This is a genomic window from Pseudomonas sp. NPDC089741 (assembly GCF_044748825.1).
Lineage (GTDB): Bacteria > Pseudomonadota > Gammaproteobacteria > Pseudomonadales > Pseudomonadaceae > Aquipseudomonas > Aquipseudomonas helmanticensis.
On the sequence record NZ_JBIVGT010000005.1, the window covers coordinates 160,209 to 183,714 of the forward strand.

General features: G+C 59.1%; 23 protein-coding genes. 7 read left to right on the forward strand and 16 right to left on the reverse strand.

Translation table 11 applies throughout. The annotated features are described in order from the left end of the window. Positions 1 to 109 precede the first annotated feature (109 nt). The 6 genes from ACIPZE_RS07810 to ACIPZE_RS07835 form a co-directional block, all read right to left on the reverse strand. Positions 110 to 715, reverse strand: coding sequence for a DUF6338 family protein (locus ACIPZE_RS07810; RefSeq protein ID WP_283436824.1), 606 nt, complete (start codon positions 713 to 715; stop codon positions 110 to 112). 101 nt (positions 716 to 816) lie between these two features. Continuing rightward, positions 817 to 2,430, reverse strand: coding sequence for a GMC family oxidoreductase (locus ACIPZE_RS07815; RefSeq protein WP_283436825.1), 1,614 nt, complete (start codon positions 2,428 to 2,430; stop codon positions 817 to 819). 68 nt (positions 2,431 to 2,498) lie between these two features. Then, positions 2,499 to 3,716 carry a mandelate racemase/muconate lactonizing enzyme family protein gene (locus ACIPZE_RS07820; protein WP_400772256.1) on the reverse strand — a complete coding sequence of 406 codons (1,218 nt, stop codon included), beginning with the start codon at positions 3,714 to 3,716 and terminating at the stop codon, positions 2,499 to 2,501. Between the two features lies 1 nt (position 3,717). Next, positions 3,718 to 5,037, reverse strand: a complete 1,320-nt coding sequence (locus ACIPZE_RS07825; protein WP_400772258.1) for a nitrate/nitrite transporter — start codon at positions 5,035 to 5,037, stop codon at positions 3,718 to 3,720. 156 nt (positions 5,038 to 5,193) lie between these two features. After that, positions 5,194 to 6,618, reverse strand: a complete 1,425-nt coding sequence (gene aldA / locus ACIPZE_RS07830) for an aldehyde dehydrogenase (RefSeq protein ID WP_283436828.1) — start codon at positions 6,616 to 6,618, stop codon at positions 5,194 to 5,196. 233 nt (positions 6,619 to 6,851) lie between these two features. Beyond that, positions 6,852 to 7,784: a LysR substrate-binding domain-containing protein gene (locus tag ACIPZE_RS07835; RefSeq protein WP_400772260.1), complete on the reverse strand. Its 933-nt coding sequence runs from the start codon at positions 7,782 to 7,784 to the stop codon at positions 6,852 to 6,854. A 186-nt stretch (positions 7,785 to 7,970) separates the two neighbouring features. Between ACIPZE_RS07835 and ACIPZE_RS07840 the strand changes: the two genes are divergently transcribed. Together ACIPZE_RS07840 and ACIPZE_RS07845 are read left to right on the forward strand one after the other, a co-directional pair. Beyond that, entirely contained in the window at positions 7,971 to 9,149 is a 1,179-nt protein-coding gene (locus ACIPZE_RS07840; protein WP_400772262.1) for a hypothetical protein, read from the forward strand. Positions 9,150 to 9,358: 209 nt separating this feature from the next. Continuing rightward, positions 9,359 to 10,234, forward strand: coding sequence for a LysR substrate-binding domain-containing protein (locus ACIPZE_RS07845; RefSeq protein ID WP_283436831.1), 876 nt, complete (start codon positions 9,359 to 9,361; stop codon positions 10,232 to 10,234). A 186-nt stretch (positions 10,235 to 10,420) separates the two neighbouring features. Here ACIPZE_RS07845 and ACIPZE_RS07850 read toward each other — a convergent pair whose 3' ends face one another. From ACIPZE_RS07850 to ACIPZE_RS07870, 5 genes are all read right to left on the reverse strand, one after another. Continuing rightward, positions 10,421 to 11,785: an MFS transporter gene (locus tag ACIPZE_RS07850; RefSeq protein ID WP_400772264.1), complete on the reverse strand. Its 1,365-nt coding sequence runs from the start codon at positions 11,783 to 11,785 to the stop codon at positions 10,421 to 10,423. Between the two features lie 167 nt (positions 11,786 to 11,952). Then, positions 11,953 to 13,386: an NAD-dependent succinate-semialdehyde dehydrogenase gene (locus tag ACIPZE_RS07855; protein WP_283436833.1), complete on the reverse strand. Its 1,434-nt coding sequence runs from the start codon at positions 13,384 to 13,386 to the stop codon at positions 11,953 to 11,955. Beyond that, positions 13,383 to 14,417, reverse strand: a complete 1,035-nt coding sequence (locus ACIPZE_RS07860; RefSeq protein WP_129392632.1) for an aldo/keto reductase — start codon at positions 14,415 to 14,417, stop codon at positions 13,383 to 13,385. The genes ACIPZE_RS07855 and ACIPZE_RS07860 overlap by 4 nt, the downstream gene beginning before the upstream one ends. 10 nt (positions 14,418 to 14,427) lie before the next feature. Further along, positions 14,428 to 14,940, reverse strand: coding sequence for a formaldehyde-activating enzyme (gene fae, locus ACIPZE_RS07865; protein WP_129392628.1), 513 nt, complete (start codon positions 14,938 to 14,940; stop codon positions 14,428 to 14,430). A 297-nt stretch (positions 14,941 to 15,237) separates the two neighbouring features. Beyond that, positions 15,238 to 16,443 (reverse strand): NAD(P)/FAD-dependent oxidoreductase, encoded by a 1,206-nt coding sequence (locus ACIPZE_RS07870; RefSeq protein ID WP_283436834.1) that lies wholly within the window; start codon positions 16,441 to 16,443, stop codon positions 15,238 to 15,240. Between the two features lie 292 nt (positions 16,444 to 16,735). Between ACIPZE_RS07870 and ACIPZE_RS07875 the strand changes: the two genes are divergently transcribed. Continuing rightward, the gene (locus tag ACIPZE_RS07875; RefSeq protein ID WP_129392622.1) at positions 16,736 to 17,284 is read left to right on the forward strand and encodes an Rrf2 family transcriptional regulator; all 549 of its coding nucleotides are present in this window, start codon (positions 16,736 to 16,738) and stop codon (positions 17,282 to 17,284) included. Positions 17,285 to 17,375: 91 nt separating this feature from the next. On the opposite strand, the gene ACIPZE_RS07880 is transcribed toward ACIPZE_RS07875, so the two are convergent. After that, positions 17,376 to 17,711 carry a hypothetical protein gene (locus ACIPZE_RS07880; RefSeq protein ID WP_129392619.1) on the reverse strand — a complete coding sequence of 112 codons (336 nt, stop codon included), beginning with the start codon at positions 17,709 to 17,711 and terminating at the stop codon, positions 17,376 to 17,378. 184 nt (positions 17,712 to 17,895) lie between these two features. On the opposite strand from ACIPZE_RS07880, the gene ACIPZE_RS07885 reads away from it, so the two are divergent. Then, the gene (locus ACIPZE_RS07885) at positions 17,896 to 18,135 is read left to right on the forward strand and encodes a hypothetical protein (protein ID WP_008085812.1); all 240 of its coding nucleotides are present in this window, start codon (positions 17,896 to 17,898) and stop codon (positions 18,133 to 18,135) included. A gap of 64 nt (positions 18,136 to 18,199) precedes the next feature. On the opposite strand, the gene ACIPZE_RS07890 is transcribed toward ACIPZE_RS07885, so the two are convergent. Further along, the gene (locus ACIPZE_RS07890) at positions 18,200 to 18,397 is read right to left on the reverse strand and encodes a DUF2188 domain-containing protein (protein WP_129392615.1); all 198 of its coding nucleotides are present in this window, start codon (positions 18,395 to 18,397) and stop codon (positions 18,200 to 18,202) included. A gap of 224 nt (positions 18,398 to 18,621) precedes the next feature. On the opposite strand from ACIPZE_RS07890, the gene ACIPZE_RS07895 reads away from it, so the two are divergent. After that, positions 18,622 to 18,984: an NUDIX hydrolase gene (locus tag ACIPZE_RS07895; RefSeq protein ID WP_283436835.1), complete on the forward strand. Its 363-nt coding sequence runs from the start codon at positions 18,622 to 18,624 to the stop codon at positions 18,982 to 18,984. Positions 18,985 to 18,987: 3 nt separating this feature from the next. Here ACIPZE_RS07895 and ACIPZE_RS07900 read toward each other — a convergent pair whose 3' ends face one another. The 3 genes from ACIPZE_RS07900 to ACIPZE_RS07910 all read right to left on the reverse strand — a co-directional run bounded on the left by ACIPZE_RS07900 (position 18,988) and on the right by ACIPZE_RS07910 (position 21,321). Further along, a complete protein-coding gene (locus ACIPZE_RS07900; RefSeq protein WP_400772266.1) occupies positions 18,988 to 19,230 on the reverse strand; it encodes a DUF1652 domain-containing protein in 243 nt (80 codons plus the stop codon). 112 nt (positions 19,231 to 19,342) lie between these two features. After that, positions 19,343 to 20,242 (reverse strand): polysaccharide deacetylase family protein, encoded by a 900-nt coding sequence (locus tag ACIPZE_RS07905; protein WP_283436837.1) that lies wholly within the window; start codon positions 20,240 to 20,242, stop codon positions 19,343 to 19,345. Positions 20,243 to 20,373: 131 nt separating this feature from the next. Continuing rightward, positions 20,374 to 21,321, reverse strand: a complete 948-nt coding sequence (locus ACIPZE_RS07910) for an ABC transporter substrate-binding protein (RefSeq protein WP_400772268.1) — start codon at positions 21,319 to 21,321, stop codon at positions 20,374 to 20,376. Positions 21,322 to 21,613: 292 nt separating this feature from the next. Between ACIPZE_RS07910 and ACIPZE_RS07915 the strand changes: the two genes are divergently transcribed. Together ACIPZE_RS07915 and ACIPZE_RS07920 are read left to right on the forward strand one after the other, a co-directional pair. After that, a complete protein-coding gene (locus tag ACIPZE_RS07915; RefSeq protein ID WP_283436839.1) occupies positions 21,614 to 22,600 on the forward strand; it encodes an aliphatic sulfonate ABC transporter substrate-binding protein in 987 nt (328 codons plus the stop codon). 61 nt (positions 22,601 to 22,661) lie between these two features. Continuing rightward, positions 22,662 to 23,504, forward strand: a complete 843-nt coding sequence (locus tag ACIPZE_RS07920) for an ABC transporter permease (protein ID WP_283436840.1) — start codon at positions 22,662 to 22,664, stop codon at positions 23,502 to 23,504. The last annotated feature ends 2 nt before the right edge of the window (positions 23,505 to 23,506 follow it).

Genomic DNA, 23,506 nt, shown 5'->3' on the forward strand with positions numbered 1-23,506 from the left:
AGCGGTGGTGGAGCACTGGGTGCTCTAGGCTGCGCATTTGCCACTGGCTTGCCATCTTTCGTATAACGACGCGCCACCCATTCTGGCATTGGTTGCGGTGCTCTGGCTGTCATGACGAAACCTCCGATTTCGGGCCGAACTCTACCCATTTGACTTTCCCGGAATCTATCAGCAAAAACTCAGCGCCAAAAGGCACTTCTGTTCCGTCGGCATCCAGCCAACAGGGATTTTGCATCACGAACTGGCCACTGTCGGATTCCGGCGGCCACTCCACAGGCCAGCCAAAAACGCGCCTCTCATCGTTCAAATGGAGGGTGATGAGACGATGGTGCTGAGCAAAAATACTGAACCATTCACTGGGGTAAGAAGATTGTTTCGTTACGTTTCTACTACGTAGCCACGCATGCATCCTGTCGCTGGTAGCCAGATAGCACGCGAAGATTCCAAGCGCCAATGAGAAAACAAATGCCCAAAGGGTTTCAGCCCGAGCATCCCACTTCCCGATAGAAAAGCCCTTCGCGCCTATCCACAAGCAGATTGCCCCAACCGCCAGCACCGCCCCATGAATCACAAACGTAAAAATCAACGCCTGCACGATCTGCCCAAACGTATCGGGTCGCTTGAACGCCGTCAGCGAATAAAAAATCCACGCCGACAAAAACCCGGGAATCAGGTACTGCAACAGCGGAATAACTTCTTTGACCAGATCATCCATGATCAGAGGCTCCTTGAAAGACCGGCCGATCTGACTATCGACGGCCTTCAAAAGCCTAGTGCACACGGCTGAAAACCCTCGCGCGCAACTGTCACCACTCATTACGCATCCTGCAAAATCAGATCCGCGCCCTTCTCCGCCACCATCAACACCGCGGCGTGAGTATTGCCCGAGGTTACATTCGGAAAAATCGACGCATCAACAATCCGCAGCCCGTCGAAACCATGCACCTTCAGCCGCTTGTCGACCACCGACGTCTGCTCGTCAGCGCCCATCGCACAGGACCCGCACAAGTGATAGATCGAGCCACAGTTATCGCGGAAGTACTGCAACATCTGCTCGTCAGTTTCCACCGCTGGCCCCGGTAAAACTTCATCTACCGTGATGCTCTTGAGCGCCGGGGCGTTCATGATCTTGCGCATCAGACGGCTACCCTGAATGACCTCGTCGATGTCCTTTTGCGTGCTCAGGTAGTTCGGATCGATCAACGCTGCATCCCGGGGATTTTTCGAGGCGATCTCGATATGCCCACGACTGGTCGGCCGGCACGGGTTGAAGCACAGCAGGAAGCCGGAATACGGCTCGGGCTTGAGGCTGGCCCTGTTGTTCTTCGGAATCTGGTACGACAGCGGGTTGAAATACAGTTGCAGGTTCGGGTGATTCTGTTGCGCGTCACCACGGAAAAAACCGCCGGCCTGATTCACACTCATGGCCAGGGCGCCCTTGCGTGTCAGCAGGTATTTCACGCCTAGCTTGAACTGACCGAACAGCGAACTCAGTTCATCATTGAGCGTCGGGATATTGGCCTTGTAGTAATAGCTGGCGCACAGGTGATCCTGCAGGTTCTGCCCTACTGCCGGCAGGTGCTTGACCAGAGGAATGCCATGCCGGGCCAGCAAGCCGCTATCGGCCACGCCGGACAATTGCAGAATTTTCGGCGTGTCGACGGCACCCGCGCACAAGATCACTTCCTTGCGTGCGGTGAAGGTTCGTACCACGCCATGCTGAGTAATGGAGATTCCGGTCGCACGTTGTTGCGTGTCATCAAACAACACCCGATCCACCAGCGCGAAATGCTCGACGGTCAGGTTCGGTCGTTTCAGAGCCGGATGCAGATGCGCGAAGCTGCTGGAGCAGCGCTGACCGTTCTTGGTGTTGACGTCGTAGAGACCCGCCCCTTCGAACTTTGCCCCGTTGAAATCTTCACTGCGCGGATAGCCGAGTTCCGAGCAGCCCTCAAGAAACACATCGCAGATCGGATGCGTCTGGCCCTTCATCGGCGTAATACTGATCGGGCCACTGCCACCGTGGTATTCGCTATCGCCCAGCGGGTGGTTTTCCAGTGTGCGGAAGTACGGCAACACATCCTTGAAGCCCCAGCCATCGTTGCCATTGGCGGCCCAATCATCAAAGTCATGAGCCTGGCCGCGCACGTAGATCATGGCGTTGATCGAACCGGAACCGCCCTGCACTTTGCCGCGCGGGGCGTAGATCTCGCGGTTGCCCAACTGCTTTTGTGGCTGGCTGTAATACATCCAGTTGAAGGTCGGGTTGTAATACATTTTGGCGAAGCCGACCGGGATCTTGAACCACAGCGAACTGTCTTTGCCGCCCGCTTCCAGCAACAGCACGGTGTGCTTGCCCGACGCCGAGAGCCGGTTAGCCAGCACGCAGCCAGCGGCGCCTGCGCCAGCGATGATGTAGTCGTATGTCATGCACGGTTACCGCGTAAGTCGTTGTACAAAATTCGCTCCCACAGGGGGCTCAGCAATCAAAAGCTGTGTCAGCCGCGAGCCGGCGAGGTGTCTTTGACGTCAGCCGGGCTCGGCGCCATCTGCAAATGCAACCGCTCGCCGGTATACGGCGAATGCCTGCGCACCACGTCCATGTTCAGCTCGACGCCCAGGCCCGGCTCGGTGGACGCAATGATGTAGCCGTCTTCCCACTGCAATGGCTTGGTCAGTACTTCGGCGTGGAAGCCGCCCCAGGTCTCGATACTTTCCTGAATCAGGAAGTTCGGTGTGCAGGTTGCCAACTGGAAACTCGCCGCTGCGCCAATCGGCCCGTTGTACAAATGCGGGGCGATCTGCGCGTAGTAGGCTTCAGCCATGCTGGCGATTTTCTTGGCTTCGAGCAGGCCGCCGCAGCGCGCCACGTTCATCTGCAGGATCGACGCGCCGCCGGCCTGCAACAGCTTGAAAAATTCGTATTTGGTGGTCAGGCGTTCGCCGGTGGCAATCGGGATGCTGGTCTTGGCCGCAACTTGCGCCATGGCCTCTTCCTGCCCCGGCGGCACTGGTTCCTCAAACCACAGCGGATCGTATTTTTCCAGGCGCTTGGCCAGACGAATCGCCGACGACGGCACCATCTGCCCGTGAGTGCCGAACAGCAGGTCGCACTTGTCGCCTACCGCTTCGCGGATCTTGCGGCAGAAGGTCTCGCAGCGCTCCAGCACTTCCAGCGAAATCTGGTGCCCGGAGTACGCGGTGTACGGCCCGGCCGGGTCGAACTTCACTGCGGTGAAACCTTTGTTCATGTTGTCGATGGCGCATTCGGCGGCCAGATCGGGGTCGTCGTAGTCGTACTCGCCACGGCTGTTGACCGGGTACAGATACGTGTAGGAGCGCAGGCGTTCGTTGACCTTGCCACCGAGCAATTCGTAGACCGGCTTGTTCGCCGCTTTGCCGATGATGTCCCAGCAGGCCATCTCCAGGCCGCTGACCACTCCCATCATGGTCAGGTCGGGACGCTGAGTGAATCCGCTGGAATAGGCCTGGCGGAAGAAGCGTTCGATGTGGTGCGGGTCGTGATTGAGCAGATAGCGCTCGAACACGTCCTCGATGATCGGCAACATCGCTTTCGGGCCAAAGGTCGCGGCGTAGATCTCGCCGACACCCTCGATCCCGCAATCGGTCTTGAGCTTGACGAACAGCCAGTACATGCCGCCGATGTGCGGTGGCGGTACGGCAACGATATGGGTTTCAAGGGCGATGATTTTCATCTCAGGCTCCTGCTTTTTTCGAAGATTGACGATTGATTCGGGCACGCAAGGCCACAGCAGCGAGCATGCCGACCAGACCGATAGTGGCGATGTAGCCGAAGTACAGCTTGTAGCCGAGGGCACCGGGGAAATGTTCGGTGAGGTAGCCGTTGATCAGCGGGATAAAGGCATCCGGCATGTAGCCGACCACCGAGACGATCCCGATAGCCAGGCCGGTGATGCGCAGCGGAATGTTGCAACTGTCGAGAATCGCCCAGTACAGACCGCGAATCGCATAAGTCATCAGGCCGATGAAAATCACCGTAGCGATCAGCAGCCCCATGCTGTTGAGTCCCGGGAACACGATCAGCCCGACGATGGCCAGACTCGCCAACAGCAGCGCGACGATCAGCACCGAAATATTGGAGAACTTGTCACCCAGCCAGCCGCCGCCAATGCCACCGATCGGACGCATCCACAGTTTGATCGTGGTGATGGTGCCGGCCATGACCGCCGTCATGCCGCTGCCTTGCAGGTAGTCGGAGAAACTGTAGGTGGCCCAGAAGATGTGGTATCCGCAGAACACGATGGCGGTGACCAGCCACAGCTCGGGAATTTTCACTAACGTGGTGAGGTCGCTGAGCAGATTGAACTTGCCCTTCTCCACCGCCGGCGTTTCTTCCATCGACTTCGGATCCTTGATCAGCACCAGCACACAGCCGATGGCAATACAGGTGAAGGCGTAGAGATAGACCACATGCTTGAAACCTTCGGCAGTGGACTCGCCACGGGTTTCGGTGGCGAAGGCAAACAGGCCCAGTGCAACGGTCGCGAGCAAGGCTTCGACCAATCCGCGTCCACCATCGAGGATCCCGAAAAAACGCCCCTGTTCGGTGTGATGCGCAATCATCTTCACGCGTTTGAGTACCGAGGCCCAGAAGGTCAAACCGGTGGTCAGGCCCCAGCAGCCGAAAATGATCATCAACCCGGTCATCGACGGCGCGGTCGAGTACCAAAGGCCCAAGACTCCGGTAGCCACTAATGAGAAGAAAATCAGAAAGCGCGGTGCAATGCGATCAGCCAGCCAACCGCTTGGCAAATAACTGAGCAGGAAGATCGTGCCCAGCATCGAATACAGATAACCCAACTCGCTGTGGTTGATCTGGAACACTTCGAGCATGGTCGTCTGATAGACCTGGCGAAGATAGAGAATCGGGTAGATCGCGCCAGCGGCGAGCACCAGCAACATCAATTGGACATAGCGACTTCCCTTGTCGCTCTGGCTTTTCACAGCCGAATCGGAACCCTGAACAGCGGCAGCAGAGGATGCATGCTTGGACATTGAAGTGACCTCGGGCGGTCCGGTGTCCGGGCGCCCCTGATAATTGTTTTTATTAGATAAAATCAGCTGCGAACTTCAAGCTACGCGCGGCAAGCCGAAGCCCGCCACCGTTTGCCCTTACCTACAGCTTGAAGCTCACAGCCAGCAGCTGCCTTTCTAGTACTTCATGACCACAAGTCGGGTCTGGGTGAATTCGAGCATGCCGTGCTTGCCGTCATCGCCGCCCAGGCCGGAGCGTTTCCAGCCGGCGTGGTAACCCTGATACGGGTCGGCCGGGGTGCGATTGACATACAACTCGCCGGCTTCGATGGCATTGGCGACTTTCTGCGCGGTGCGGTAGTTCTCGGTGTAGAGCACCGATGACAGGCCGAACTGGTGATCGTTGGCCATGGCCAGCGCTTCGTCGATGTCGCGGTACTTGAGCACTGGCAGCACCGGGCCGAAGATCTCTTCCTGGACGATTTCCATGTCCTGCCGGCAGCCACTGAGCAGCGTCGGCGGATAGAAATGCCCGGGGCCTTGTGGCAATACGCCGCCGCTTTCGAGAGTCGCGCCGTCAGCAATGGCGCGCTCGACCATGGCGTGAATATTCTTCTGCGAACTGGCGTTGACCAGCGGCCCCATCAGACTCGCATCAGTGGCACGGTCGCCGAACTTCACTTCGGCAATTTTCGCCTTGAGCAGCGCGAGGAATTTGTCGTAGACGCTTTCCTGCACGTAGACGCGTTCGACCGCCGTGCACAACTGCCCGCAGTGTGTAGTTTTCGAGGCGATGACCGCGGTAGCGGCCGCTTCCAGATCGGCATCTGCTTCGATGATCGCCGGGGTCTTGCCGCCCAGTTCCAGCGACGGCTTGGCGATGTTGGTTTTGCAGTAATCGAGGACGATGCGCCCGGCGTTGACGCTGCCGGTCAGGGTAATCAGGCCCACCGCTTTATGCGTGCAAACCGCTGCTGCCGTGGCGTGATCCATCGTCAGGATATTGATCACACCGGCCGGCATGCCCGACTGCTGCACGGCTTTGGCGATCTCGAATGCCGAGGTCGGTGTGTTGTTGCTCGGGCGCACCACCACAGTGTTGCCGGCAATCAGCGCCGGGGCGATTTTGCGCAGCAACGTGTAAACCGGATAGTTGAACGGGATCAGGCACGCCACCACGCCGATCGGTTCGCGGTGCAGAAACAGGTTTTCGTCAGGGCTATCGCTGGGGATAATCTCGCCTTCGATGCGCCGCGCCCATTCGGCGTGATAGCGGGTGATCTGCGCGGCGTAACGCGCTTCGTTACTCGCGTCGCTGACGCTTTTTCCGGACTCGGCCGCCAGCGCTGTGCCGATGGCTTCGGCGCAGTCTTCAAGGGCAGTGGCGAAAGTTCGCAGGTGTTCGGCGCGTTCGATGCTGGTGAGTTTGCCCCAGACCTTTTGCGCCGTTGCCGCCGCGTCGACCGCCGCAGTGGCTTCTTCGACGGTGGCACCCGAGACGTGGCCGAGTAGCGCTTCGGTCGCCGGGTTGTAGACCGCGATCAGCGCCGCGCTGGCAGGCTCGATGAATTGGCCGTTAACAAAATTTCGCTCGATTCGCATGTGCATCGCCCATCGTTTGTTTTTATCAATGCCGCCAGTCTTGTCATCGATGGCGGCTTGAACAAACGATTTATCGGGCGGGCAAACATTCGAAAAATGCAGGTTACCCCACATCGGCGCAAATCCCCTGTAGGAGTGAGCCTGCTCGCGATGGTGGTGTGTCAGCCACATATTTTTCGCTGATACACCGCCATCGCGAGCAGGCTCATTCCTACAAGGGAATCCGGGCTGATTCAGATAGCAGCGGTCGAGGGCTCTAACTGGCGCTGCGCCAGCCAGATTTCTTCTTGCAGCCATTGCGAAAAAACCTGTAATTGCGGCATCTCGGTCTGCTCCGGTCGCGTCACCAGCCAATACGATTGATGCCCCTCCACATGCACATTCAGCACTTGCGTCAGTTGCCCGCTGGCCAGCTCGGCCGCGACCATATGCCAATCGGCAATGGTGATGCCCAGACCATCGGTCGCCGCCTGAATGGCCAGGTCCAGCAGATCGAACTCATACCCGCCCTGGGTATCCACACCGGTGATCCGCGCGGCGTCGAGCCAGTGTTTCCAGGTCAGATAGCGCTGGTCTTCCCTGGCCAGCACATGCAGCAGCGTCAGGCGGTTGAGATCAACGCCCCGCTCGCCCACTTCACGGGCATATAACGACGGCGCGCACACGGCGATATGCCGCTCCTGAATCAACAGCGAACTGTCGAGGCCGTCCCACTCGCCATTGCCGAAACGGATCGCGCAATCGAGGGTGTTGGTTTCGGCGAGGCTGTCCTGCAAGCGCGTGGTAATGCTTAATTCCAGCTCCGGGTGCTGCTCGCGCAAGCGGCCCAACCGCGGCATCAACCAGCGACTGGTGAAGGTCGGCGGTGCATTGATGTGCAAACGATTGGAATGAGTTTTCTGCTGAATGCTGCGCACCGTCAGTTCGATCTTGTCGAAAGACTGGTGCAGGGCTCGCAGCAACACCTTGCCGGCGGACGTCAGTTCCAGATGGTGATGACGGCGCTCCAGCAAGCTCTCGCCGAGCTGTTCCTCCAGTTGCCGCACCTGCCGACTGACCGCACTTTGGGTGACATTGAGCAACTCGGCAGCGCGGGTGAAGCTGCCGGTGCTGCCGGCCACTTCGAACGCTTTGAGCGCGTTCAGGCCAGGCATTTTGCGTTTCATATCGAGGCACTCGAAAACCACTGACAAGATGCCAAGCATCCCACGAGCCTGCCGGACTGTCCTACAGGAATTTGCGAGTAACATGCATCCCACGCAGGTTTACTCATCGTTTTTATCGTTTGTTCAACAATCGGCGGATAGCAAAACTGCGCGGCATCTCTAATAAAAACAATCGAGAGCCGCTCCATGTCCTTCTCTGCTTCCATTCGCTTGCGCACCACCGCCATCGCTCTGTCCTGCAGCATTGCCGCCCCGGCGATGGCCGTGCAGGTCACCGACAATCTTGATCTGGGCGGCGCGATTCGTGCGCGCTGGGACCTCGACCCGGATCGTGACATACAGAAGTTTGGTCTCGACACGGTATTCCTCAGCGCCAAGTACAATTCCGACAGCTGGATCGGCGAAGCGCAATACCGTTTTTACGGTCGCTCCTACCCTTACCAGTACACGAAAAACTATGGCGACATCCAGTTCGCCAAGTTCGCGTGGGTCGGCTACAAGTTCAACCCCGACCAGCAAGTGCAAGTCGGCCTGAACACCGTGCCGTTCGGCTTGCAGCCGTATTTCGGCAGCACTTTTTACGAAACCCTGGGCAACGTCATCGGCCTGGAAGACGTGCAACAGGTCGGCGCCAAATACATCCAGCAAAGTGGCGACTGGAACGTCCAGGCCGGTTACTACCTGCGCCCGGCATGGCAAGGCAAAGGCACCAGCAATGGCGTCAGCTACTCGAGCATCGTCTCCGAAGCCGACAGTTATGTCGCCGACGGCAGCGACAACCAGGAGCGCAACACCGTGGTGCTGCGCGTCGCCAAGGCACTCGATCTGGGCCCGTGGAAATCGGAGGTCGGCATTTCAGGCCTGACCTCCAGCCTGCAAAACCGAGACACCAACAACGATGGCCGGCGCAACGCCGTGGCCATTCACTATCTGGGCAAAAACGGCCCGTGGGGCGTGCAACTGCAAGCGGCGCGGCAACAGATGTCGCCACGCAATCCCGGCAGCGATGCAGTGGTCACACTCGGTGGTTACGACGGTACTTACAATGTCGCCAGTCGCGGCAATCTGTACGTCGCGGACTTGAGCTACGACGTGGCGGGCAAATACTTCTTCGATCAGGTCAGCGGCGTCAAGCTCTACGCCAACTACAGCGCCTTCGACAAATCCGCCAGCGGCTTCAAGACCTCAGAGCGAATGATCCTCGGCAGCTCTTTTTCGGTGAGCAAATTGTGGGTCGCGACCGAGTGGTTGTTTGGCCGGAATGATCCCTACATTGGTGGCAGCAGTTACACCCAGAGCCTGGGTGCGGGTGGGCTGGATCAGTGGGAGAACCAGTTGTATGTGAACGTCGGCTACTACTTCTGATCCAGCCGTTATTGCGCCGATGAGACAGCGTTCGCGAGCAGGCTCGCTCCCACCCCGGAATGCATTCCAATGGGGGAGCGCGCGTGCTCGCGAAGGTGCCCGCACAAACAACCCTTGCATCAAACCCTGCGCAATAGTCAGATACCCCCTACAAACAAAACCTACAAAAAACAAACCGAGCCAAACGCTCGATCCGGGGTTCTGCCTCCATGCGTCAACTGCCCTCCCTCAACACCCTGCGCGTGTTCGAAGAAGTCGCGCGCCATCGCAGCTTCAGCCAGGCTGCGCTCGGCCTCAACGTCACCCAGGGCGCGGTCAGTCGCCAGATCAAACAACTCGAAGACTACCTCGGCGTCGCCCTGTTCGTGCGCACGCCCCAAGGCCTGTCGCTGACCGAAGCCGGCAGCAATCTCAAGCCGCATCTTGCTGAAGCGTTCGACCACATGGAGCGTGCCTTGCAAGCCGTCCGCGTACCGAATCTGCGGCAACGCCTGCGCGTACTTGCACCGCCAACCTGGGCGACGCGCTGGCTGTCGCCGCACTTGCGCGCGTTCTGCCAGCGCTATCCGGACATCAGTCTCAGCGTGACCAATCAGGCCAGCCACGACAGCCTCGCGGAAATCGATTGCCACATTCGTTTCGGCCTCGCTGCATCAACGCAATGCGCCAGTCAGTTGCTGGTGATGGAGCGGCACATCGCAGTGGCCAGCCCGGAGCTGTTCAATGGTGATCAAGCCCCGGATCTACATGAGTTTGCACTGCTGCACATCCTGCATGACGGCAAGCGCCTGAAGGTCTGGGAGAACTGGCTGGCGGCGATGGGTCGTGAGGATATCGATGCGGGACAAGGGCTGGAATTCAGCACGCTGGATCAGGTGATTCACACCGCACTGGCCGGTGGCGGACTGGCGGTGATTGACCGGCAGATGATCGAGAAGGAATTGGCCAATGGCAGCCTGGTGCCGATCACTCCGATTGAAGTGATCGGGCCTTATGGGTATTGGCTGGATGTGGCGAATGACAAGCGGGGATTGTCGAAGGTGAAGTTGTTTACTGATTGGTTGAGTCTGGTGAGTAACCCCTGAAAGAGTCCCTCACCCTAGCCCTCTCCCGGAGGGAGAGGGAACTGACCGAGGTGAATGTGCGAAGTGCGGCGACCTGAAATATCGAGCGGAACTCAAATTTTGAACCCCGCGAAGATCGGCTCCCTTCCCCCTAGCCCCTTGGGGAGAGGGTTGGGGTGAGGGGGTAGGCCTTTGAAGCCCTACACATCAAATCGGCGTGGCGATTTTGCTTACTGCGATTGCAGGGCCGTCCACCGGACTTTGCGCCTTGCACGCCTGACTCAGCGTCAGCGACTTGGTCTCCGGCGCCCACGCCCACGACAGCCACGCGCCAATCGCCAGGATCGCCGCGAGAATGGCCATGGTCGGACTCAGGCCAATCCCGGCCACACTCACCGGCAACAGGAAGGTACTGACTGCCGAACCGAGGCGGCTCACTGCCGTCGCCAGGCCAATCCCGCTGGCACGCACTTCGGTGGGAAAGCTCTCCGCCGGAAACACTCCGACCAGATTGCTCACCGCCGACAGCACCAGCGTGAACACACCGAACACCAGCACCATCAACCACGCCGCACTGCCCGGCAACACCGCCAGTAGAAACAGCGCCACCGCGAGAATGATGAACGAGTTGATCAGGAACCCGCGCCGGGTGAATTTGATCGTGCACCAGATGCCGATCAGCGCGCCGAGGATCAGCAGCATATTGAGCATCAGTTCAGTGCCGAAGCCTTCGGCCAGGCCCATCTTCTGCAGGATCGAGGGCAGAAACGTGTAGATCGCAAAATACGGCATCACGATGCACACGAAGAACAGGCAATTGAATGCCGTGCGCTTGCGGTATTCGCGACTGAACAGCACCGCATAGCCAGAGCGGGTTTCGCTGGAGGGTGTTTCGTCCAGCTCGACGTTGGCGCCCAAGTGCTTTTTGACAATCGCTCGCGCCTCGGCGATGCGCCCCTGATTGACCAGCCAGCGAGGCGATTCCGGCGTGCCAATGCGCGCGATCAGGATCAACGCCGCCGGGATTGCCGACGACGCGAGCATCCAGCGCCAGGCATCGTCGCCGAGACTCAGCATTGCGGTGCCGACGAAGGTTGCAGCGACGTAGCCGAAGGTCCAGATCACACTGAACGAGCCGAGCAGCACGCCGCGATGCTTCTTCGGCGAGAACTCGGCCAGCATGGCGTGACCGACACTGAAATCTCCGCCCAGACCGATACCGATCAACACCCGACAGAGAAACAGGCCCATGGCTGTTTCGGCATAGAACTGCATCACCGAGGCAATGGTGATCAGCACGAAACTGACCAGGAAGATTTTCTGCCGACCGACCTTGTCCGAGATCCAGCCGAAAAACAAACTGCCGAGAAACAGCCCGATCAACGCCGAGGCGCCAATCAATCCCTGCCAGAACGCATCCAGCTGCATCTGCGGGCTGAGCAAGGTGAACGCGATGCCGATCAGGCCAAGGATATAGCCGTCGGTGAAGTGCGCGCCGAAGGTCAGGCCGGCGATCTTGAGGTGAAAACGGCCGATGGGCAGGTCATCGATTTTTATGGGTTGAGCGGACATGTTCGTCTCCAATTGTTGTTATTGACGGAGAAACCGATTGCTCTTGCTTTGACTTTATGTGAGAGCGAGCCTGCTCACGAAGGCTGAGTGTCAGTTCATATAAGCGTTGACTGATACACCTCATTCGCGAGCATGCGCGCTCCCGCAAAGGGGATCTTCGCTGAGGGTCAGAGACCGCCCATCAACAGGTACTTGATCTCCAGATAGTCATCCAGACCGTACTTCGACCCTTCGCGCCCAAGGCCCGATTCCTTGATCCCGCCGAACGGCGCCACTTCGGTCGAGATGATCCCTTCGTTGATCCCGACCATGCCCGCCTCCAGCCCTTCGGCCATGCGCCAGACCCGGCCGATATCGCGGCTGTAGAAGTACGCCGACAAACCGAATGGCGTGTCATTGGCCCGTGCCAGCACTTCGGCCTCGTCCTTGAAACGAAAGCATGCTGCCACCGGGCCGAAGGTTTCGTCCTGGGCGATGAGCATGTCGCCGCTGACCTCAGTCAGAATGGTCGGCTCGTAGAACGTACCGCCGAGCGCGTGACGACGGCCGCCGCACAACAGCGTGGCGCCCTTCTCCAATGCATCGCCGACATGCCTTTCGACTTTGGCCAGCGCCGCCGCATTGATCAACGGGCCTTGCTCGGTTTCTCCCTCCAGCGCACTGCCGACGCGCATCGCTGCGACTGCTTCGGCGAGCTTGCCGGTGAAGGCTTCATAGACGCCATCCTGGATAAAGAAGCGATTCACGCACACGCACGTCTGCCCGGTGTTACGGAATTTCGAGGCCATTGCGCCTTTGACTGCCGCGTCCAGATCGGCGTCGTCGAAGACAATGAACGGCGCGTTGCCGCCCAGTTCCAGCGAGACTTTTTTCAGCGTGTCGGCCGCCTGGCGCATAAGCAATTTGCCGGTACGGGTCGAGCCGGTGAAAGACAATTTGCGCACGACGCTCGACGCTTGCAGCGCACCGCCAATCGCCACGGCATCGCCGGAAACGACGTTGAATACGCCCGCCGGAATACCCGCCTGCTCGGCCAGCACCGCCAAAGCGAAGGCCGACAACGGCGTTTCTTCAGACGGCTTGAGAATCATTGTGCAACCGGCCGCCAAGGCTGGACCGACCTTGCGGGTGACCATGGCCAGCGGGAAGTTCCACGGTGTAATCGCGGCGACCACACCGATGGCTTCCTTGACCACAATGATCCGCGCATCCGCCTTGTGGCTCGGGATTACATCACCGTAGGCGCGCTTGGCTTCCTCGCCAAACCATTCGAGGAAACTCGCCGCGTAGACCACTTCGCCCATCGCCTCGGCCAACGGTTTACCCTGCTCGCGACTGAGCAAGGTGGCCAGATCCCTTTGGTTGGCGAGCAGCAAATCGCTCCAGCGCTTGAGACGCTGGCTGCGTTCCTTCGCGGTCAATTTGCGCCATGCCGGCAGTGCGCGGTTAGCGGCGTCGATGGCCAGGCCGGTTTCTTCGGCACCAGCCTTTTGCACCTCGGCGATCAGCTCATTATTGGCCGGGTTGCGCACCGCATAGGTCACGCCGCCCTTGCCCCACTGGCCGTCGATGAAGTTGCCGTGACGGATCAAATCGCTCATGCCACTGCCCCTTGCAGAGTGAAACGCTCCAGCCCCGGACGGGCCGAACGCAGAATGCGTTTACCAGCGGTGTAGTCGTTGATCACGTCGCACGGGGTGTAATTGCGCTCCAGCTCGTGCAACTCGTCAGCATCGAGCCTGGTTTCAAGTGCGGCCAGCGCACTGTCGAATTGCGCCGTGGTGTCGGCGCCGACCAGCATGCAATCGACACCCGGATGATTGGCCACCCACGCCTGCGCGATCTGCGCATTCGATACGCCGCGAGCACGGGCCACGCGCTGCACCGAATGCGCGATCTCGAACGAGGCTTCGTCGCTGTACATCTGCTGGGTGAAAAAGTCAGTCTGGTTACGGGTCGATTGCACGTCACCGGTCAACAGACCGCGCGCCAAAGGACTGAACACCGAGACACCGATGCCCTGATCGCGGCAGAACGGAATCATTTCGCGCTCTTCTTCGCGGTAGGCGCAGTTCAGTTGCAGCTGCATGTTGATCGGCTTGACCCAACCGTTGCGCTCGCAGGCCATGAGGATCTTCGCCAGTTGCCCGGTCAGCATCGTCGACACACCGATGTAGCGGGCTTTACCGCAACGCACGATGTCGTTTAGCGCGCCCATGGTCTCTTCGACCGGGGTGTTCACGTCGAAGTAATGCAGCATGAACACGTCGACGTAATCCATGTCCAGACGCTTCAGCGAGGCGTCGATGCTGTCCATGATGTGCTTGCGCGAATGGCCGCTGGCGTTGATGCCGCTACGGGTGCCGTAACCGACCTTGGTGGTGATGACCAGATCTTCGCGACGGGCCAGGCGCTTGACGATGCGCCCGACCACTTCTTCGCCGACACCGGCGGAATAGAAGTCCGCCAGGTCGATGAAATTGACGCCGTTGGCCAATGCGTGCGCGACAATCGGCTCGCTCTGTTTTTCATTGAAGATCCACGGTTTCCAGTCTGGCGTGCCCATGTTCATGGTGCCCAGGCATAGACGCGAAACTTGCAGGCCGGAGTTGCCCAAACGAATATATTGCATGGCGCGGACCTCAGGCTTTTGGCGTGTAGAAAGGGTTGCTGATGTGCGCCACGACATCTTTCAGTTGCGCGATTTGCGGCTTGCCGGTCAGCGCCGCGCGGATCGCAGTGCGGCAGGCGTTGTAGTTGTTCTGGTACACCGCATCGAGGTCGTCGCAGGCCGGGTTGACCCAGTTGGCGGTGACGATCGCCCACTCGTCCTCGGCTTCCGGCGGCAAGGTGCCGTCGAGCAACGCTTCGAGTACCGCTTTGGCGATTCCGGCTTGCGAGGCGCCCCACGTGGCATTGCCGTGCAGGTCGCTGTTGATCGCGGCTTTGTTCACATACAGGGTCATCGGCTTGACCGGAATGTTTGGCTGCGCGATCACCATGAACGGGCAATGACCCTGGCTTGGCGACGCCAGGCTGTTGGCGAACGCCTGCCCGGCCGGGCCGTTGCGCGGGCCGATGAGGATGTTGATGTGCGCGGCGTTCACGCCCGGGCCTTCGAAACCTTCACCGATGTACAGGTCGAGTTCTTTCATCAGTCATTACTCTCTTGCGATACGAGGGATGTTCGATAGCTCACGCCGGCCGGATGGCGAGCGCGGTCAATAACGGGCGTGGGGAAATGCGGCGGGACAAATGCGACATGGCTGCAAACGCTCTCTGGTTGTTATTGATGAGCTGTGTTTGCGATTTTTTAACACCGGGTAATGAGCCGGCCGTAACCATTAAAAATCATGGGGCAATGACTTTTAGTCATAGCCCTGTCGTGCAGGAATCAGTGCAGGCAAAAAAAATCCCGCTCAGTGAGCGGGATTTGTTGGTCAAGGCTTTCGTTACGCGACCACAGGAATCATCGGGTCAGCCGCCGCCAGCGCACTCACGCGATCAGCCGCTGGCGGATAAATCCACTGGGTGTTGATCTGGGTCTTCAGGGTTTTACCTTCCTGCTTGACCAGTTTCACTTGGCGATCCCAGCCTTCGGTGTAAACCGCGCCCCATGCGCCAAGGTCCAGGCAGGTCACGTATTTCGGCTGGCTGTACGGCGTCGGATCGATGCCGAGAAGCTGCGCCGCGACGTTGTTACCGGCGTGACGGCCCAGCGAAATAGCGTGCTGGCAGGTCATCAGCGCGTAGTTGCCGATGTCGTCGGTGGCGGCGTAGGCCACGTCGCCGGTGGCAAAGATGTCGTCCTGGCCGATGACCTTCAGGTGCGCGTCGACGTGCAGTCGTCCCTGTTTGTCGCGCTCGGCCGGGATCTGCTCGGTCAGCGAGCTGGCGCGTACGCCGGTGGTCCAGACCACAGTTTTCGCTTCGATGTGTTGCCCGTCCGACAGCGTCACGCCGTCAGCATCGACCGATTGCACCGACACACCCAAACGCCATTCAACGCCCAGTTCTGCGCTGGCCTCGATGATCGACTGGCTGATCTCTTCGCCCATCGAAGCGCCGATCTTCTGCCCGCGATCTACGACGATCACTTTGATGTCGACCTGCTCGCCAAGAATTTCGCGCAGACGCCCGGGCATTTCAGTCGCCGTTTCAATGCCGGTGAAACCGCCACCGGCGACTACCACGGTATTGCGTGCCTGGCTGTCAGGCAGATTCGCGAGGGATTTCAGATGCGTCTCCAGACGGATCGCCGCCTCGATCTGATCAACGTCGAAAGCGTGTTGCGCAACGCCCGGGGTGGCGGATTGGGCCAGACCGCTGCCGCTGGCCAACACCAGTTTGTCGAAGTGCAACACCTGCTGCACGCCTGTCGCATCGCGATAACCGACGGTTTTAGCGGCGACATCGATCGTTTCGGCGGCACCCTTGATGAAGTGAACGCCGACTGCTTCGAACAGTTCCGCCAGCGGTGCCGCGAGTTGATGGGCGTTCGGTTCGTAGAAACGCGGACGCACGCGCAGCTCTGCCTGCGGTGCCAGAACGCTGATTTCGACGTCGTCGCGACCGTGCAGATCAACCAGGCGTGTCGCACTCAATGCTGACCACATACCGCCAAAACCTGCGCCGATCACCAGAATCTGCTGCTTCATTGTGTGTCTCCAGAAAAGCCGAACCGTGGAAAGAGGTGTCACGAAATTTGCCGGAGGCTTGTTGCTGCCCTTCCGATAGCGCCGACTGTATTGGTCGGACATACAGCCGACAAGTCAGATTATTCGATAGGTTTGATCTAAAATAACGATACTTTTAAAATTGAACACGGCAAATTTTACCGCTTATTTGTTGGGTTAAAGCCCGAAAACACCGGGATTCGGTCCCGCACAGGAGATTGTCGAGGGTCGCTCAGGATGATAGTATTTACGACAAATCAAGTCGGACTTATCTATGTCTCTTTACAGTGCAGGTGTCGAATACGGCATACATTGCCTGGCCTTTCTGGTAGGCAACGGCGGCGACAGTCGCGAGGCCAGCGTGCGCGATCTCGCCGAATTGCAGGGCGTACCGGTGGAATACCTGGCGAAGATCTTCACCAAACTGGCCAAAGGCAAACTGGTGGTCGCCAGTGAAGGCGTGCGCGGCGGCTTCAGCCTGGCGCGACCGGCAGACGAAATCACCCTGCTCGACATCGTCAATGCCATCGACGGGCGCAAGAATATTTTCGAATGCCGCGATATTCGTGGGCGTTGCGCCCTGTTTGAGGGTAATCCGCCGGAATGGGCCATTGAGGGCACCTGCTCGATCCACGGCGCGATGATGACTGCGCAAAAACGCATGGAAGAAGCCCTCGCGCAACAGACCATCCTCGACATCGCCAGAAAGGTTGGCCGCAAGGCGCCGGCGGAGTTTGGCCAGCAAGTGGAAGACTGGATTCAGGAGCGCCGCGAGAAAAAGGGCAACGTCGGCAGCATCCCTTTAACCGACATCACCGACTGAACCTCGCCGAACCTGCAAGCAAAAAAAAGCAGAAACCGTTGATCCGGTTTCTGCTTTTTTTGCACCTGATTGTTATCCGCCGATGCGATCGTTACAGGCAGTCCCGCACCGATTTGCGCAACGAGCCGGACTTCGCCCACGGTGGCCCCTGATACAACGAAACCCGGCTGCCATTCTTGTATTTGACGACATCGAGAATTTCATCAGCGGTGATGATGCTCGGCGCAGTGATGCGGTAACCGTTGGAGATCGACGTCTGCGTGGTCTTCGCAACGTCCTGCTGCCACAACGGTAATACACACGCGGCATAATCCTTGGGTGCCTTGTCACTGGTCTTGCTGACATTCGGCTCACCCGGTACCAGCGATGCCGGCAACGAACAACCTGCCAACATGGCCAACGCCAAACTCCCGATCCAAATCCGCATGCTGTTGCCCTGTTCTGAAAAAAAGCGAATGTACCGTTTAACTGTGTGGACATCCATCGCTGCAACACGCTTCGGGGGAAGTTTGGACAATTTTTCACATCCACCGAGCCCGGCGACGGACGAGACCTGCGACCGCTGAAAAATGCGACTACTCTGTTTTACCGAGAATGTTCCGGAGGTGATCATGCGGCTCAATGAATACGAACACGAACTTCAGCGCGACCTGCAAAGTGTCGCATCGGATCTGCGTTGGTCGGCCGTCGACCTCAAGCGGATCGCCGAACAACTGCGCAAATCCGGCAACGAAGCAGACGCCCAGACTGTTTTGAGGTCTTGCGAAGTGTTGCAGAGCGATGAGGAACGGCTGCAACTGTATGCCAAGGAAGTGAAGGCCCGGGCGATCAGCCGCACCAAGGTCCACTGACACCCTTCAAGGCAACGCCCAAACAACAAGCCCCGGCAAATACCGGGGCTTTTCCATTATGGCTTCAACTGGCCGTGTGACTTTGCGCGCGCGGCGAGCGTTTTTTGTAGCCGGGAAGAGCTGCGGCATACGCCAGCGCCTCCTCTCTGCTGGCGAAAGACGCCAGCCGGTCGCCCTCGGTACAAACCCGCCAGGGGCCGTTGTTTACGCTGAGCACGTCGTAACCATTCATGTGCATCTTGTTCAACATCGCAATGCTCATGGGCACCTCCTGTTTTTGCTAACGGTGGGTTCAGCCTCACGCATTTACCTTACACCGAGTTTGCGCTGCGGTGCCAACCGGGCGTCGCGGCGATTGCCGGTCAGGGCTCTGGCACTTTTCGCACAGGCGAGCGCTCCATATTCCGACGGAACCTTGAAATGGGCTCGCGGCTCGAATATTGCAGTTTCATTACATTATTGTGACAGGCAACAAACAGGTAACAGATGAAAGTACGCGCAACCGTCATTTGCGAACAGGATCGCCACGTCCTCCTGGTGCGCAAACCCCGCTGCTGCTGGACCTTGCCCGGTGGCAAAGTCGAGCCAGGGGAAACCCGGGCGAACGCTGCCGTGCGTGAATTGCAGGAAGAAACCGGGCTGGATGCCGAGGCTGTGTTGTATCTCATGGAACTGCAAACCGGCAGCACGCGGCATCACGTCTACGAGGCATCCGTGCTGAATATCGACGACGTGCGCCCGCAAAACGAAATCGTCGATTGCATCTGGCATCCGCTCGACGCCGTGCACAACTTGAACACCAACGATGCAACGGTGCGCATCATCGAGGCGTTTCGCCGGCGTCTATGAGGGTTAACCGGCGAAGGCCCGCCGCCCCGCACTCATTTCCGTGCGCAGCTCACCGATAAAGTTGGAGATGTCACGGATCGTGACGAGGTGTTCCGGGGATACCCCATTGAGCAGCAACTCGACACGTCCGCTGTCTGGCTCATAAACCTTGATTTGCAGCAGTCCCTGGTTCGTCGGAATGCAGTCGCACTTGAATGCAGGAAAGCCTGACTCGACGATGCGGCAAATGTCGGTTATGGCAAGCATGGACGGACGCCTCGCAGGCGATGGATCGATTCGATCGATAGAGCATAGATGAGCAATTTGTGTCCTGCCCGATACAAGAATGCCAAGCCCATCACATTTCCTGCGCAACCTCTCAATGAGCGTCGTGATCCCAGATCCAGTTCCAGATCCCCGGCAATTCGACCGACTCCGAACTCTGCTGAACCGTGCGTGCCAGCGCGGCTTTCTCGAGTGCGTCGTGGTCGTCATAGAACGGCTTGTCCGCCAGTTTCACGCCCGTCGCCGCGGCGCTGTCGAGGAGGATTTGCAAGTACTCGCGAGTGTGCCGTGCGGTGTAGCGGTTGAGGTCATGAAAGGTCACCACCACCGGCGTCACCCCGTCCACGCTGGGAAATTCGCCGAGGGCAATGCGCTCGCGCACTTCCGAGAGCTGGCGCAACAGGTTCGCCCGTCGACGCGGGCTGGCGTTGAAACCCCAGATCTTGCCGTCATTGGCGCTCAAATCGGTGAGCAGCACGTGCAAGCCGTGCTGCTGATAGGCGCCGAAGGTGCGTTTGTCGTAATTCCAGAATGGCGGACGCAACAGCGTCGGTGGCGCCCCGGTGATCGCCGCAATGTCCGCCGTGCCATTGCTCAGTGAGGCTTCGAGCTCCTGCGGGTCGAGCGAGCGATGATTGGTGTGCCAGTGGGTTGCGGTGTGAAACCCGAGGATGTGCCCTTCGGCGTATTCGCGGCGCATGATGCCTCGGCCAATCTCGCTGTTGCCGGCCCGGGGCGCACGGGTCTGGACGAAAAACACCGCTTTGATATTCGCTTGCAGCGGATTGTCCTTGAGACTGTCGAGCACTGTTGCCGACGGGTTCCACAAGCTCGAAGCGCTGGGGCCGTCATCGAACGTCAGCAGAAAGCGCACCGGCGCCTGAGCCTTGAGGCGGGTTTCGGTCTGCGCAGTCATTTCGATGGGCGCGGCGATGCAACCGGCCAGCCCCAGAGCGATGGCCGCTGCGCATATGAATTTGAATGCCGATGTCATGTTTTGCCTTGAGCCCGACCGCGCTGGTCATGTTGTCGATTGGCAAAACTCCCTCGCCCCTATCCATCCCTGCGCTCCGATCTGCGAGCCGAGGTTGGATAAGGTACACAGGGTTTGGTTCCAGCGCTCGTTCAGTGTGCCAATGCCTGCGCAAAGGACGGGTCGATAATCGCCGCTGTGGCCAGCGGCGCTGGCAATGCCTTGACCTTGAAGAGGAAGTCGGCGGTGCTTTGCAGATCGGCCGACGCCTGTTGATCCACCGGGCCTACGGTCATGTGTGCCTGGCGCAACCAGTGGCGCGATACCTGCTGATCAAGGTTGGCCTTCTTCGCCCACAGATCGGCGTACTCGTCAGTGTGGCTGTCGACCCAAGCCCGCGCCTGCTTCAAACGCCCGAGAAAATCAGCGATCGCCGCACGCTTGCTGTCGATGGACGGCGTAGAGGCGGCAATCGCGCTGAGGCCCGGCATCAGGTTTTTCGCGGTGAGAATCGGCCGTGCACCGGAGAACACGATCTGCTGGGAAATGTACGGTTCCCACACCGGAAAGGCATCGATGCTGCCTTGCGGCAAAGCGGCTGCCGCATCAATCGGCATCAGCTTGACGAAGTCGACGTAATTTTCCGGCAGACCGCCCTGCTCCAGCGCGCGCAAGGTCAATTGTTGGCTCCAGGCACCGGGCCAATAGGCAACTTTTTTGCCCTTGAGGTCGGCGATGGTTTTCACCGGGGAATCCTTCGGCACCAGCAAGGCGATGGTGTCCGGATTCTGCCGTGACACCCCGATCAGTTTCACCGGCGCCTGTTTTGCGGCGAGAAACAGAAAACCGGAGTCGCCCAGAAAGCCCAGGTCGAGCGAACCGGTTTGCAACGCTTCGGCGAGCGGTGCAGCGGCCTGGAAGTGTTTCCAGTCGACCGTGTAAGGCGCATCTTTCAATACACCCGATGCCTCGATCGAGGCGCGGATGTTGTAGTAGTTCTGGTCACCGACATGCAGGACCACAGGCTCAGAGGCGTAGGCAAGTGGCGCGGTGATCAGTGCGACAGTCAGCGCATTGCGAAGGAAACGGGAAAGCTTCATGGCACGTCCTGCAAATGGGGATTGCATAGACCATAACGCTCTTAATATCCGCTTCTGAAATTCTATTAATGCATAAGCTCATCACTGACGATTGTGACTGTTTGTCCAGCAACAGTGCCGCACCAGACTGTTCGCCAGGCAACAACTGAAAAACGCGTAAATCCCTGAAAGCCTTGTAAACCGGCGCTCAGCACACATGGCACAGAGCCTGCAATATTCCATTGATGCAGGAAGCATTCGACAAAAATATCTTTTTGGACATAAGAAACCTGTGCCTTTGCCGGAGCGCCCCATGACCTCGTTCTTTCCGTTAACCCGCCTCAAAACCCTGTTGGCCGCTGGCGCGATGGCCCTGAGCCTGCAACCGCTGGCGCACGCGGCTGAAACCGCTCCAGCGGAAGTGCATCTCGACTACGCCTATTACTCACCGGTAAGCCTGGTGCTCAAGCACTTTGGTTTCCTCGAGAAAGCTCTGCCGCAAACCAAAGTCAGCTGGGTGTTGAGCCAAGGCAGCAACCGCTCGCTGGAATACCTCAACAGCGGCGGCGTCGATTTTGCCTCGAGCGCCAGCCTCGCTGCCGTGCTCAGTCGCGCCAACGGCAGCCCGATCAAATCGGTTTACGTTTACAGCCGCGCCGAATGGACCGCGCTGGTGGTGCGTAAAGACTCGCCGTTGCAGACCGTTGCCGATCTCAAGGGCAAGAAAATCGCCGCCACCAAAGGCACCGATCCGTACCTGTTCACCTTGCGCAGCCTGCAACAGGCCGGGCTGAAAAAAGACGATGTGGAATTGGTCCATCTGCAACATCCGGACGGTCGCACCGCGCTGGAAAAGGGTGACGTCGACGCCTGGGCCGGTCTCGATCCGCACATGGCTGCCAGCCAGGTGCAGGCTGGCTCGCGACTGCTCTACCGCAATCCAGCTTTTAACAGCTACGGCGTGGTCAGTGTCACCGAGCAATACGCCCAGGAGCATCCACACACCATCGACACCGTGATCAAGGCTTACGAACAGGCACGTGAATGGTCGCTGAAAAACCCTGAAGAGTTCGCCGCCCTGCTCGCCAAGGAATCCGGATTGCCGCTGGACGTGGCCAAACTGCAACTGTCACGTACCGACCTGAGCAGCCCGCAATTGACCGCCAACGACGTCAGCGCTTCTAAAGCTGCCGCGCCAATTCTGGTCTCCGAAGAACTGGTGCGCCGTGGCGTCAACGTCGATCAAGTCATCGATCAGTTGCTCGACAGCGGTGTGCAGCAAGCCGTCGCCCGCCAGTAACTGACCAGACTCCCGAGCAATCCGCGCGCGCCGCCGATTGCTCGGGAGCGGAGCCTGCATCATGCCCAGTCACAGCAAAGACCTGCCCGCGCCGCTCGCCTTGTCGCGCCGGCCATCCGCCGTTTTCAACCCGGCATGGCAGCGCCGCCTCAAAGGCCTCGCCCTGCCACTGCTGATCGTCGTCGCGCTGGAAATTATCGTACGCATCGGCTGGCTGCCGTCCTACCAGATGCCAGCGCCCAGCGAGATCGCCGTGACGCTGACCGACCTCGCTGAAGGTGCCTTGTGGAAACACATCGGCGCCAGTCTGATTCGCGTGTTGCTCGGGTTCGCCATCGGCGCCAGCCTGGCACTGGTATTTGCCGCATGGGTCGGTTTGAGCCGCGAGGCCGAGGCTTACCTGGAACCGACTTTTGCCGCATTACGCTCGATTCCCAGCCTGGCCTGGGTGCCACTGTTATTGCTGTGGCTGGGCATCGACGAGACTTCGAAGATCGTTTTGATCGCGATCGGCGCGTTCTTTCCGGTGTACGTCAACGTCGTTGCGGCGATCCGCAATATCGATCGCAAACTGGTGGAAGTCGGGCGCATCTACGGCTTCAGTCGCTGGCAACTGGTGCGGCGGATCCTTTTGCCGGCCGCCCTGCCCGGCCTGTTCACCGGACTGCGCAGCGGCATGAGCCTGGCGTGGATGTTTCTCGTCGCCGCCGAACTGATCGCCGCGACCAAAGGCCTCGGCTACCTGCTCAGTGACGGTCGCGAAACGTCGCGGCCAGACATTGTCCTGGCGGCGATCATCGTCCTCGCCCTGCTGGGCAAACTCAGCGACGGCCTGCTCGCGGCGCTCGAACGACGCTGGCTGGCGTGGCGCGATACGTTCACCGGACAAGACGGCAAGGATTGAAT